General features: G+C 43.9%; 12 protein-coding genes. 9 read left to right on the forward strand and 3 right to left on the reverse strand.

Annotated elements, in window-relative coordinates; all coding sequences use genetic code 11:
* Window positions 1-534 precede the first annotated feature (534 nt).
* The 5 genes from P5674_RS04050 to P5674_RS04070 all read left to right on the forward strand — a co-directional run bounded on the left by P5674_RS04050 (window position 535) and on the right by P5674_RS04070 (window position 5,807).
* Window positions 535-1,263 (forward strand): M15 family metallopeptidase, encoded by a 729-nt coding sequence (locus tag P5674_RS04050; RefSeq protein WP_152088684.1) that lies wholly within the window; start codon window positions 535-537, stop codon window positions 1,261-1,263.
* Between the two features lie 468 nt (window positions 1,264-1,731).
* A complete protein-coding gene (locus tag P5674_RS04055) occupies window positions 1,732-2,856 on the forward strand; it encodes an esterase-like activity of phytase family protein (protein WP_286171764.1) in 1,125 nt (374 codons plus the stop codon).
* 173 nt (window positions 2,857-3,029) lie between these two features.
* Complete coding sequence (locus P5674_RS04060) at window positions 3,030-3,626, forward strand: chromophore lyase CpcT/CpeT (RefSeq protein WP_006620300.1); 597 nt, start codon at window positions 3,030-3,032, stop codon at window positions 3,624-3,626.
* A gap of 72 nt (window positions 3,627-3,698) precedes the next feature.
* A complete protein-coding gene (locus tag P5674_RS04065; protein WP_014274283.1) occupies window positions 3,699-4,874 on the forward strand; it encodes an NAD-dependent epimerase/dehydratase family protein in 1,176 nt (391 codons plus the stop codon).
* A gap of 93 nt (window positions 4,875-4,967) precedes the next feature.
* Complete coding sequence (locus tag P5674_RS04070; RefSeq protein ID WP_315669813.1) at window positions 4,968-5,807, forward strand: GUN4 domain-containing protein; 840 nt, start codon at window positions 4,968-4,970, stop codon at window positions 5,805-5,807.
* On the opposite strand, the gene P5674_RS04075 is transcribed toward P5674_RS04070, so the two are convergent.
* The gene (locus tag P5674_RS04075) at window positions 5,778-6,056 is read right to left on the reverse strand and encodes a MoaD/ThiS family protein (RefSeq protein ID WP_315669814.1); all 279 of its coding nucleotides are present in this window, start codon (window positions 6,054-6,056) and stop codon (window positions 5,778-5,780) included. The two genes, P5674_RS04070 and P5674_RS04075, sit on opposite strands and share 30 nt — an antisense overlap.
* A 201-nt stretch (window positions 6,057-6,257) precedes the next feature.
* Between P5674_RS04075 and P5674_RS04080 the strand changes: the two genes are divergently transcribed.
* The 3 genes from P5674_RS04080 to P5674_RS04090 are packed head-to-tail and all read left to right on the forward strand — an operon-like array spanning window position 6,258 to window position 10,967.
* The gene (locus P5674_RS04080; RefSeq protein WP_315669815.1) at window positions 6,258-8,093 is read left to right on the forward strand and encodes an NAD(P)H-quinone oxidoreductase subunit F; all 1,836 of its coding nucleotides are present in this window, start codon (window positions 6,258-6,260) and stop codon (window positions 8,091-8,093) included.
* A 21-nt stretch (window positions 8,094-8,114) separates the two neighbouring features.
* Entirely contained in the window at window positions 8,115-9,626 is a 1,512-nt protein-coding gene (locus P5674_RS04085; RefSeq protein WP_062945576.1) for an NADH-quinone oxidoreductase subunit M, read from the forward strand.
* Window positions 9,627-9,662: 36 nt separating this feature from the next.
* Window positions 9,663-10,967 (forward strand): CO2 hydration protein, encoded by a 1,305-nt coding sequence (locus tag P5674_RS04090; protein ID WP_410223010.1) that lies wholly within the window; start codon window positions 9,663-9,665, stop codon window positions 10,965-10,967.
* 116 nt (window positions 10,968-11,083) lie between these two features.
* Here the strand turns inward: P5674_RS04090 and P5674_RS04095 are convergent, their stop codons facing one another.
* Together P5674_RS04095 and P5674_RS04100 are read right to left on the reverse strand one after the other, a co-directional pair.
* Window positions 11,084-11,515, reverse strand: coding sequence for a universal stress protein (locus P5674_RS04095; protein ID WP_014274288.1), 432 nt, complete (start codon window positions 11,513-11,515; stop codon window positions 11,084-11,086).
* On the reverse strand, window positions 11,515-12,783 hold the full coding sequence (locus tag P5674_RS04100; protein WP_190490337.1) for a YihY/virulence factor BrkB family protein: 1,269 nt from the start codon (window positions 12,781-12,783) through the stop codon (window positions 11,515-11,517). Before P5674_RS04100 ends, P5674_RS04095 begins: the two co-directional genes overlap by 1 nt.
* 176 nt (window positions 12,784-12,959) lie before the next feature.
* Here P5674_RS04100 and P5674_RS04105 point away from each other — a divergent pair, with 176 nt between their 5' ends.
* The gene (locus P5674_RS04105) at window positions 12,960-13,439 is read left to right on the forward strand and encodes a hypothetical protein (protein WP_014274290.1); all 480 of its coding nucleotides are present in this window, start codon (window positions 12,960-12,962) and stop codon (window positions 13,437-13,439) included.
* The last annotated feature ends 39 nt before the right edge of the window (window positions 13,440-13,478 follow it).

Genomic DNA, 13,478 nt, shown 5'->3' on the forward strand with positions numbered 1-13,478 from the left:
AATAAATTTGACTAATTCACCCCTGACTTTATAAGTTTCTTATATTTAACTGCTACAGTTAATTTCAGACCCTGATTTATTCTCAGTCCACCCATAAGTAAAATCACTTGTGATTTTTCGGTGGCTAATACCTTCCCACTATATGCTGGCTAGGAAGGTATTAGCCACTTACCCCTATCACAACTCGGAAACTCTCTCCGAGGGCTAATGCTGTTTACATAGATAGGGTATATGGGGGGCTGAGTTTTTTTTGTCGCGCAGACCTGCTGAAATAAATTTGACTAATTCACCCCTGACTTTATAAGTTTCTTATATTTAACTGCTATGTTGAATGTCGGACCCTAGTTTATTCTCAGTCCACCCATAAGTAAAAATCGGCACTGATTTTTCGGTGGCTAATACCTTCCCACTATATGCTGGCTAGGAAGGTGTTAGCCACTACCCCAATCATGACTCGGAAACTCTCTGTTAGGGTTGATGATGTTTAGATAAACGGGGTATATGGGGGGGCTGATTTTTTTGGTACATTAGTCTATGACATCTACTGAAAAACCTTATCAAAAAATTCCGATTCAAGATTGTGGGGAATTGTTGACTCCCATTCCCTCGGAAATGTTTATTTTCGAGTCTCCTCACCCCTATCAAAAATTGGGTGCGCCTTATCAACTCTCTCCCGTTAGTTCCCCCTATTACCTGCGAGAGAAGGTTGGCGATCGCTTAATTAACGCTCATCAATATTTACAAGCTGAATATCCACATTTGCGGATTTTGGTTTTTGATGCTTATCGACCTATTGAAGTACAACAGTTTATGGTTGATTATGCTTTTCAACAACAACTTAAAGCTACAGGATTAACCTTAGAATTGCTATCGGAACAACAGCGACAACAGTTGTGGCAGGAAGTTTATAAATTTTGGGCTATTCCTAGTCGTGATCCGGCTACCCCTCCACCCCATAGCACCGGGGCTGCTGTCGATGTTACTTTATTTGATATGGTGACGGTCAGTGCTGTTAATATGGGTTCTGATATTGATGAGATTTCTTCTCGGTCTCAACCGGATTATTTTGCTGAAAGTTCTGAGATGACAGAATTAGAATATCATCGAAATCGACAAATTTTAAAGCAGGTCATGACCAGGGCTGGCTTCCTACAACATTTACATGAATGGTGGCATTTTTCCTATGGTGATCAAATGTGGGCTTGGCTACATAATCGCCAGAATAACACTGCCGCGATCGCTTCTTATGGTTTATATAGTTGAAATCACCATATATATGCCGCCACATTTTCCCATGATATAAGTATAGGTCAAGTCGCCGAACTTGTCAAGCCCAAATCAGCAGTTAATTTGATGTTTAATTATTGAGTGTTTGTGTGTCTGTGTCTAACCCTGTAGCAGCGAGAGATAGATAGAATTTCCGGGATGGCGATCGCTTGTTGGGGTTGGCATAGTTGAAATCACCATATATATGCCGCCACATTTTCCCATGATATAAGTATAGGTCAAGTCGCCGAACTTGTCAAGCCCAAATCCGCAGTTAATTTAATGTTTAATTATTGAGTGTTTGTGTGTCTGTGTCTAACCCTGTAGTCGTGAGAGAGACAAATCCGAATTATCGGAGTAGGGGCGAGTAATAATTGAGAGATAATCAGAGATTCTAAGGATAGATAAAATCGGGAAAATCTGTTAACTTCATATTAGGAATTAGTGGCTAGGAGTGATTTAATCTTGACACATTTAGAAAATTCTGATAAATTCAGGTTAGAACATGGTAGGATGGCTATCCCTGTGGAAATACGAACCCTTATAGCTGTAATAGGGCTGTGTGTGGGGATATTGCTGACATCATGTAGCCTTCCGCAAGTCTCGGCAGCGAACCGAATGTTCTTAGATTTATCCCTAGAGTTTGTGGGTGAGTACGAACTACCAGAGTCTCAAAGGCTGTCAGATTTGACCTATGAGATTACCGGATATGGTGAACCGACCGATGGAGGTATTCGCTTCTATGGACTAGGGGAGTCCGAAGGCGAAAGCGACCCGACAGAATTATATACCCTGGGTTGGGAGTTTGCTGGTGGGAACAAATCGGCAGATATTGCTAAGATTGGGATTAAGGAGAGCATCAAATTAAGCGATCGCCCTAGGGAAGCGCGCAGCATCGCCTTTTCCCCGCGCAAGTCGCTGTTTATCGCCACAGATAACTCCCACATCGGGGAATATGACCTAGAAACGGGGGAACTAAAAAATACCGTGCCACTACCTCCGAGCTATGTGTTGAAGGAGGATGAGACCAAACCCCCCCAAGGCTTACAACCGGAGTTAGGCATAAAGTCTCTAGCCATAGCGCCTGATGGTTTTAGTGCGGGTGGGATGGACCCATTTAGGTTGTTTGTCGCACCATACGCATCACTAAAGCAGGATCTAGATAGCGGTGCGGGGAAAGTGCGAATATTGCATTATGTGATAGCCGATCGCGCTTCGTTTTTAGTGTCGGAAAATCTGTATAATTTTGATGAAGATGCCCAGGGAAGGGAGTTAGCCGGACTGGTGGCTCTAAACCGGGGAGGTTCATTTCTGAGTTTAGAGCGATCGGCGAGTGGTATGGGTGCGGGAATTTATCAAGTGTTTAGTGGAGACGCAACAGATACCTCCCGCATTGCTAGTTTACGCGGTAAATTAACTAAGGTTCAATCTTTGCGAAAACAACTGCTTTTAAACCTCCCAGAATTAGGAATTAATGCTCAAGTTACTGGTATGACTTTAGGACCCCGGCTTCCTGACGGTGGACAGAGTTTAGTGGTAATTAGAGATAACCCTCCGGGTTTATTGATTTTTCGCCTGACCGGAATTTAAGGGATAATTGAGGATGGACAATTTTGGTCAATCATTGAGGTTGGGGGTGCTACGGGCATTTTCTCCGCCCCCATGGTTAGCCAGCTTTGTCCTGCCTAGAACTGTGTACGCAATTGTTGTATCCTACAGAATCGAGAAAGAATTGTTAGGAAATCATATTTATTGGCGCTATTATGACACACGCTACAGATATTCTGACCCTAGGGCGTTGGTTGGCTTCCGACTTCAGCAACCAACCCCAAGCCTTTGAAAATCCGCCATTTTTCGCTCATATTCGGGTCTGTATGCGTCCCCTGCCGTGGGAACTTCTCAATGGGTTGAGTTTGTATCTGGAACAGGCCTATGATATTAACCTGAAACAACCTTACCGGGTGCGGGTGCTGAAGTTAATCCCTGTAGATGATCATATCGAAATCGAGAACTATGAGATTGATGGTCAGGAGGAGTTTTATGGGGCTTCTAGGGAAGTCGATCGCCTGAAAGCCTTAAAGAGGGAACAACTGAATAAACGATGCGGCTGTACTTTTATCACCCACTGGACGGGAAAGGGATTTAAGGGAGTGGTGGAACCGGGGAAAGGCTGTATGGTAGAACGGAAGGGGAAACTGACTTATTTGGATAGTAGTTTTGAAATAGACGGCGATCGCTTTATTAGCCATGATCGTGGTATGGACCCAGAAACCGATGAGCATATCTGGGGTGCGGTAGCTGGACCTTTTGAGTTTGTGCGCTGGGCGAGTTTTGCTGATGAGGTGAAGTTAGGGGAATAATGGTTTCTAGGGGGACCAATTGCTGATAAATTAACCTAAGTATCAACAAATACAAAATTTCACTGAAAGTTTATGAGAGTTCTGGTTACTGGTGGTGATGGCTACTGCGGTTGGGCGACGGCGCTGTATCTTTCCAACCGTGGGTATGAAGTGGGCATTCTGGATAACTTGGTGCGCCGACACTGGGATCAACAGCTAGGTATTGAGACCTTAACACCGATTGCCCCTATTCAAAAAAGGATTCAGCGCTGGCGTGAGTTAACAGGTAAGTCTATTGACCTGTTTATGGGTGATATCAATAACTATAGTTTTCTGATCAATAGCTTGCGAGAGTTTCAGCCAGATTCTATTGTTCATTTTGGTGAACAGCGATCGGCTCCTTTTTCCATGATAGATCGTGAACACGCGGTTCTCACCCAAAGCAATAATGTGATGGGAAATTTGAATATCCTGTATGCTATGCGGGAAGAGTTTCCTGATGCACATTTGGTCAAGTTAGGGACTATGGGCGAATATGGTACGCCCAATATTGATATCGAAGAGGGTTATATTACCATTGAGCATAATGGTCGCAAGGATACTGTCCCGTATCCGAAACAGCCAGGAAGTTTCTATCACCTTTCTAAGGTCCATGACAGCCATAATATCCACTTTGCTTGTAAAATTTGGGGTCTGAGGGCTACGGATTTAAACCAGGGTGTGGTTTATGGGGTTCTGACGGACGAGACGGGAATGGATGAGTTGTTGATCAACCGTCTGGATTATGATGGGATTTTTGGGACGGCTTTAAATCGTTTCTGTATTCAGGCGGCGATTAATCACCCCTTGACGGTTTATGGTAAGGGAGGACAAACTAGGGCTTTCCTGGATATCCGCGATACGGTGCGATGTGTGGAGTTGGCGATCGCTAATCCGGCTGAACCTGGTCATTTCCGCGTGTTTAACCAATTTACGGAGATGTTTAGCGTTGGCGACCTGGCGATGATGGTTAAAAAGGCTGGTGTCACCCTGGGGTTAGATGTGGAGATTCAGAATATCGAAAATCCTCGGGTTGAACTGGAAGACCATTATTTCAACGCGAAAAACACTAATCTGTTAGACCTCGGTTTGCAACCTCATTATCTGTCTGATTCGCTATTGGATTCTTTGCTGAATTTCGCGATTAAATACAAACATCGGGTAGATAAAAATGAAATTCTACCCAAGGTTTCCTGGCGTAATCCGGGTTCTGTTTACGCGAAAAGCTAATCGATTTTCCCCGCTTTGTCTCCCCAGAGAGATAGGCGGGGTATCTGATGATTAGCCATGGATAATAAATAATTAACTCCCGGAAATTATAATATGTTTATATGTCCGGTTTGTGGATATAAATATTTGCAAAATATTCCGAGAAATTGTGATGTTTGTAACTGGAATTTAGAGTTAACAGAAATTCATCCCGAACAACTAGATTGGGCGATAGAAACATGGAAAAACCTAGGTGATTTGCAGGGAAAACGCAAGAGAAAGCGGGTAACGGTAGCGGATTTGTTACCCAAAATAAATGCCATTGAGTCGGAACTGACAGCGGCGAAAATTGAGCGAGAAAATCTGAGGAATCAACTAGATTGGGTCTTGTATTATATCGAAACCATTAATCCTGAACAGGTGACAGAAACCCTGTCAAAAATGCGGATATGGTTAGAAGATAATCACGCGGAAAATCCCCCCCTGTCTGAGGTGGGTATGGACTATACAGGATTAATGGAATTATTGGCGGCGGAAGATTGGAAAACGGCTGATGAGTATACTTGGCAGATTATCTTATATCTGACGGGAAGGGAACAAATGGGATGGTTAAATGTGGAAGATATTGATAATTTTCCGCTGACGGATTTAGGGACAATTGATTATTTGTGGGATTATTATAGTAGTGGATTGTTTGGGTTAACGATTCAACAGCAAATCTGGGAGAGTGTAGAGTCGGATTATACTAAATTTTGCGATCGCATTGGATGGCGAGAGGGTAGTTGGAAATATTATGATGAACTAATCTTTAACCTAAACGCCCCCAAGGGACATTTACCAGTAATTCCTTGGCGGCGGCGGTCCTGCTACGGCGTAGGAATAGCCACCGCCTCCGAGATTTTATCGTCATTTATCCAGAGACTCTTAGCAGCCACCACTGACGGGAGGAATTAAAACCACCTCATCTCCGTCTTTTAGGTAGGTGTCTGGATTGACAAACTCCAGGTTAACCCCAAACCGGGTTAAATCCCGCCATTGTTGCAATTGGGGATATTCACTAATCGCTACATCAAGGATATAAGATACAGGGGTTTGGGGTGCGAGTTGCAAGACCAACTCAGGGACTCCATAGGCTTCCTGAAAAGCCGCGAATAGTTTAACCGTCACTGTAACCGAGGGATGGGACATCAAATCTTCAATCATGAAAAACCCGTCAACACCAAGCTATCAGACGTTTACAGCCTTATTGATAAGCCGAGATTAGCATATTGGTTGTAAATTTCTGAAGCAGATGATAATTGATTTACACATCATAGACTATAATCTATAGCAAATCTAAAGAGAAGATAAAATCTCCCTTTGAGTGGAGAACGGATTTTAGCAATTTATCCCAATCTTTCAGTTATGACTGAATTTTTCCTGCAAAACATTTGGTGGATTCCCTGCTATCCCTTTTTGGGGGCGCTACTATCAATTCCCTGGTCTCCGGGAATTATCCGCAAAACCGGACCGAGACCCGCAGGATATATAAATATCCTGATGACCCTGATGGCTTTTGTACATGGCTTAATCGCTTTGAGCGGAATGTGGGGTCAACCTGGCTATGAGATGGTGATTCCGTGGCTACAGGTGGCGGATCTGGATTTTTCGATTCCCTTAGAAATCTCAGTGACAACCATTGGCGCTACTTTGGTAATTACTGGGCTGAATTGCCTAGCCCAAATTTACGCTGTGGGCTATCTGGAGATGGATTGGGGTTGGGCGAGGTTTTACTCGCTGATGGCATTATTTGAAGCTGGACTCGCCGCCCTGGTGTTGTGCAATTCCCTGTTTTTCAGTTATATCGTCTTGGAAATTCTCACCCTGGGGACTTATTTATTGGTGGGTTTCTGGTTTAATCAGTCCCTGGTGGTAACTGGGGCGCGAGATGCTTTTCTGACTAAACGGGTGGGGGATTTATTCCTGTTGATGGCGGTAGTTTCCCTGTATCCCCTGGCGGGAAGTTGGAATTTTTCGGAATTAGCAACATGGGCGGAAACTGCAACGGTTAACCCCACTGTTGCGACTCTGTTAGGGTTGGCTTTGTTGGCGGGTCCGTTGGGTAAGTGCGCTCAGTTTCCTCTGCATTTATGGCTTGATGAGGCTATGGAAGGCCCCCTTCCTAGTACCATCCTACGGAATGCGGTAGTTGTCTGTTGCGGCGCTTGGGTATTAATTAAGGTGTTTCCGGTGATTTCCCTGTCTCCGGTGGCGGTGTCTGTAGCAGTGTTTATCGGTTTGGCTACGGCTGTGGGTGCCAGTGCGATCGCTATTGCTCAAATTGATGTCAAACGGGCGGTTTCCTATTCGGTTAGCTCATACATGGGGATAACTTTTATTGCTGTCGCAACCGGACAAACTCAGGCGGCGTTATTACTGCTGTTGACTTACTCCATGGCGATGGCATTATTAGTGATGACCAGCGGCGGAATTATCCTCAATAATATTACCCAAGATTTAACTCAATATGGGGGGCTGTGGTCGCGCCGCCCGATTTCGGGTATTTGTTTTATTGTGGGGATTATGGCTTTGGTCGCTGTGCCGCCATTTGGTGGTTTTTGGACGATGTTGGAGTTGACACAAAATCTGTGGATCAGTCAACCGGCGATCGCCATTACTTTATTGGTAATCAACGCTTTAACTGCTTTTAGTCTCACCCGTGAGTTTGGCTTGATTTTTGCGGGACCCCCTAAACAGATGACTATTAGATCACCAGAGGGACTCTGGGCTTTAGTGCTACCGATGACCGTTTTAATGGGTTTTTGTCTACATATTCCCCTGTTGTTGAAGGCTTGGGGAGTCCTACCCAGTTGGGAGGGTATTAACCTCACTGTAGCCACATTGCTGATAGCTTCTAGTGCGATCGGTATTGGACTAGCTACCTGGATTTATGTATTTAACGGTATTGAGAAACCCGTTAAATTATGGTCTAAATCAGTTCAGGACTTTTTCGCTTACGATTTCTACACCGCTAAACTGTATCGATTAACCATCATTTCCGCCGTCGCCTTCATCTCCAAAATTATTGATTGGATAGATAGATTTATTGTCGATGGCTTCGTTAATTTAGTCGGTCTAGCCACAGTTTTTAGTGGACAAAGCCTGAAATATAACGTTTCGGGACAAACTCAATTTTATGCCCTCACTATTGTAATCGGCATTACTCTCCTGTTAAGTTTGTTATCCCTTGGTTTGTTCTAAGTCCCTCACAGATGGTCAATCATGCTTAGTTTGTTAATTGCAATTCCCCTAGTTGGTAGCCTCTTAATCGGCTTGCTCCCCCCTTCCTTTACCCCCCACCGGATTCGGTTGATCGCCTTGGCTGTTATGGCATTAACGGGGCTGTGGACGCTGAAATTAACCTTAGATTTCGACCTAGATAATCCTGGTTTTCAGTGGGAAGAATATCTCCCCTGGATTCCCCAATTAGGGTTATCCTATAGTTTGGGAATGGATGGCTTATCTTTACCTCTGGTAGGGTTAAGCGCCATTTTAACCCCTATGGCGATCGCCAGTAGTCGCCCCGACATGAATCGCCCCCGTCTTTACTACTCCATGATTTTGTTAGTAAATGCGGCGATCGCTGGTGCTTTTCTCTCCCAAAATCTCCTGCTGTTTGTGCTGTTTTATGAATTGGAACTCATCCCCATTTATCTATTAATTAGCATTTGGGGCGGCGAAAAACGCAGCTATGCAGCGATGAAGTTCCTAATTTATACCGCCGTATCAGGAATTTTGATTTTGGCAGCTTTCCTGGGTATGGCTTGGTTAAGTGGGTCAGGAAGTTTTGATTTTGGTGCCATTCAAACTCAGAATTTATCAGCAATTAGCCAACTGGTATTGATGGTAATTCTACTAATTGGATTTGGTATTAAAATTCCTCTAGTTCCCTTCCATACCTGGCTACCTGATGCTTATGTAGAATCTTCCGCCCCCGTCACCATTTTACTAGGAGGTTTATTAGCAAAACTGGGAACCTATGGGTTAATTAGATTTGGCTTACAACTCTTCCCAGAAACCTGGAAAATTATCGCCCCCGAATTATCCATTATCGCCGTCTTTAGCGTCATGTATGGGGCTTTAACCGCCATTTCCCAACAAGATATCAAGCGCATGGTTGCCTATAGTTCCATCGGTCACATGGGTTATATTATCGTCGCTATGGCGGCGGGAACCGAAGTTAGTCTGATTGGCGCTATTTCCCAAATGGTCGCCCATGGGTTGATTTTAGCTATTCTATTCCACTTGGTGGGAATAGTTGAAGTCAAAGTGGGAACTAGGGATTTAAAACTCTTAAATGGCTTAATGAACCCCATTCGTGGTTTACCCCTCACCAGCGCCTTATTAATTATGGCAGGAATGGCGAGTGCGGGTATTCCTGGCTTAGTGGGATTTGTGGCAGAATTTCTGGTTTTTCAAGGCACTTTTACCGTCTTCCCCATTCAGAGTTTACTCTGTATTATTGCCTCTGGTTTAACCGCTGTTTATTTTGTGATTTTGCTCAACCGCACTTGTTTTGGTAAGCTAGACAATGAGTTAGCCTATTATCCAAAAGTTGCCTTTTCTGAACAAGCACCAGCTTTGATTTTAGCCCTGTTAATTCTGTTCCTAGGTGTGCAACCTAGTTGGTTATTACGCTGGTGTGAACCCACAGCTAAACAAATGGCAATGGAGTTGAGTATTCATCCCGTGCAACAGGTAGCAATTCAACCGGAAAATCCCTCTGGTTTATGATTCTTTATCCCGCCGTTTAGTTAATTACTGTTGATTATGACAACCAGTTTCATGCAATCAGAAAAAACCCCCACTAAATTACCTCCTTCTCAACATGAGTTTGCTGAGATTATTCATCGCTTAGAGGCGGGAGGTGCTATGCTACCGGATACCCCCGAAAATTTGATGCAAATTATCGGCATTTATAAGGCTTATGCGGTGCCCATGGATTTCTATTGGCGCGATTTGTTGTATATTGCTGAACGGGTGTTTTTAAATCCGTTGCCGTTTTTTAAATACTTTTTACCCCAGGAATATTTAGACCTGCATAACCATTATGCGGGGGATGATGCGGATTTAAGGATTTGGCGCGGAGAAGCGATCGCACACCCGGAATTATTGGCATTTATGCAGAAAGGGGAAACCCGAAAAATGCCCAAACTTCTGCATCATTTATGGCACGATCGCGTTAATATGGAATTTGCCGAAGCCTGTATGCAAGCCATGTTTTGGCATCGAGAAATGGGCGGCAGATTTGACAGTTATTTAGACACAGACGAATATAAAGCCAATGCTGACCGGGCTATCCGCGCCTATTTCCGCAAAAACCCAGTTATGTTGGGTTTATATCAACTGTTCCCGGATATGTTCTTAGAACAGGTCAGGCAACTTTCCTATTATAGCAATTTAGGGCTATTTTGGGAAGTCATGGCTCCCGTATTTTTTGAAATGAGCGATCGCTATGATGAGGGGACAATGACCACCGTACCCGAGGCGATGAATTTCCTAGTTAATGGCATTTTTGCGATCGCAGGTCGCCCTATTTATCATCATGTTTATATTGATGGCGAATGTTATGAAATCGTCCCCAAATCCAAAGGTTTTATGTGGCTCTATGAAGCCGCCTTACCCTATGTAGAAGCCGTTTTTTATCGCACCGCACCTTTCCGGGGTACTAAGTCCTACAACGCCCAAGCCCAACAGGTTCCTGATGACCAGAAGGATTTTCATTATGGTATTCTTTACGCCGATATTTTCCCAGTGGGTACCGCTGGAATACCACCAACTTTATTAATGCAGGATATGTATCACTTCTTACCTCCCTACTTGGTGGATTATTACCAGAAATATTGCCGAGGTGAGGATGATATGTTGATTCAGTTGGCTAACACTTTTCAGCGTTCCATGTATTGCGTCACATCAGCCGTTATTCAGGCTTTAAGGACGGCTTTACTATATCCCCTTGATGACCCCAACCCCCGCCACCTAGAAGCCAACAGAGCCTTTTTTGAGGCGCAAATGGATCGATTTAAACGCCCCGAAGCACGGTTAAGGAATATTCAAACTCCCAATTACCGTTAAGCTAAATTCCCCGTAGGGTGCGTCATAGCCCAGGCTATATAAATCTCAACCCGATAATTTGGGGATGACGCACCACCGCAGCCGTAGGGTTTAATTACCCAGAAAAGTTAATGGCATTAGGTTTGATGAAGTAATAATACCGCACATTCAGCCAACCTAGCGACTTGTTCTGCGACCGAACCCATTAACACCCGTTTAACGCCAGTATAGCCGTGAGTAGGCATAACAATTAACTCTATATTTTGAGCTTTAGCATAATCGACAATTTCATGGCTAGGTGTACCAATTAAAACGGTGACTGTTGCGCCATCAAATCCTCTTTTGATCAACTCAGCTTTCAAAGCCTCTTCCGCGTGTTTTTGGCGAGACTCAGGACTAACTGATTCCCACATGGAGCCAGGTTCTGCGGGATGTAATTCATGCAAAATATGGATAATATGGAGTTGCGATATATGGGGGACAAACTCTCGCGCTGGGGATAAAGCAGCAAAAGAAAGTTCAGAGAAATCGATAGGGACTAATACGGCATTTTTATTAAACCAACTCATCAGCGACTATCCTTTTGTGTTTTTCTACGACGAATTTCATCACCTACTGTAGCATTTAATTGTGCCCCCATAAGCACTACTAAGGAACTAATGTTTAACCATAACAGGAGAACAATAAAAGTGCCGATCGCCCCATAGATAAGATTATAATACTCAGACTGGTAAACATACCAGCGAAATAAATTAGAGATTAAAGCCCAAAAAATCGCGGCTAGAATTGAGCCAGGAATTAGGGGAGTTTTAGGCTTTCTGTAACTAGGACCATAACGATAGATAAAAGCAAAGTTAGTGGAGACAATGCCGAGGGTAATTGGCCATTGTAGACGATTCCAAGTATCCAATAATGTTGATTGAAGCAAACAATCTTGGACAGGTTCTTGAGCCAAACACATATCAATTTTATCTAGGGGACAATTACCAACTGTTTCTAAGATGCAACTTTTGCGGGCGATAATTTCCACCAAAAAATCACTAATAAACACGGCTCCTAATGCCATAATTAATAGTAATAATGTCCCCAAAGTTAAGGCGATCGCAATTAATTTAGACTTCCAAAAAGGTCTGATTTTTTCTTGGGGTACTTGATGAATCCTATTTAAGGCTTCCATAGCGGAACTAATCACCCCAGAAAACAGCCAAATAGAAATAATAAAACTAAAGGAGAATAATCTAGGGCTAAGACTTCTGCCAGATTGGCTCATAGTTGCCCCAATCAATTTTTGGACTTGTTCTGGTACTACTTCCCCTAACAAATTCGCCATTTCCAATAGGGTAGATTGTAGAGATTCATTGGAACCAATAGCGGCTAACAGAGCTAAAAGCGCGGGAACCAGTGCTAGGGTAGAGTGATAAGCCATTTCGGCAGACAAACCGTATAACCGTTGTTGAACAGTACGAACTCCTAAACTATGAAAAGTTTGCCAATTGAGGTAGGTAAAGAATAGAACAAAATCCACCACGCGCTTTTTGATTTGACGACCTAGCCACCATAGGCATTTGAAAAGGATAATCAGCAGATCGGCGGTTTTGGCAGCTACCCAGTCGAACCCCAGACACCATGCTTTACGGTTGAGTATCCATAGGGTTTTCAATCCCTGTAGCAGGGTTAACAGCAGCTTCCATAGCAGGTGTAGGAGTGTTAATAACAGGTTAACTATAATTTCAGCAGCATAGTCTATGATCTGGTTAAGGCTTGGCAGCTTTAACCGACAGTGCAATATTGCCCTATTTAGGTGATATAAAAATTGACAGGGCAATGCGAGTAGCATTTTGCGGGTTGGGGAAGATTTAATCAGGGCTACTTTATAGTATGACTTGTCGTGGGGGGTTTAACACAGAAACCGGGTGAGTAGGAGGTCATCTTTATGGGAGATTAACAATTGATGGTTTAAATTTCCCCAGGGGTTGAATGTTTCCGGTTGCTTATGGATTTGTAGGTTGAGTTATGAGTCAGGATATTAGACAATGGTTGGATGAAATTAAGCGATTGCAAGAGCAGTTAGGACAACTGCGATCCGATCGCGATCAGGCTTTAGCTAGTGCTGATCAGTGGCGAGAGCGTTATAATACGGAAGCCCAGCAGCGCCGAGAAGAGGTGCGCCGCCATCAAGATGCGATCGCTCAACTGCGCGGAGATCTTGAACAACTACAGAATAAATTTGGTATTGCTAAAAATGAGATTCTGACGCGAGTACAAACCCAGCGGGAGGTTGAGGGTTTACAAACCGTGGAGGAGTTGCAAAATAAGATTATCCAGATTACCCTAGAACGCGATCGCGCTAGGGAACAGGTCCACCAAATGACGGCAGCCCTAGAGAAGGAGAAAGCCGATCACCTAGAAACCCGCACCAGTCTAACTACGGCTTTAGGGGATACCATGGACCTGCTCACTAAGGCTCAGAATACGGCTAAGTTAAATAGTTAACTGGACGCTACAGGAGGGGGTTGGACTGAAATTGAGCAA

This window comes from Limnospira sp. PMC 289.06, from assembly GCF_032350395.1.
Lineage (GTDB): Bacteria > Cyanobacteriota > Cyanobacteriia > Cyanobacteriales > Microcoleaceae > Limnospira > Limnospira platensis.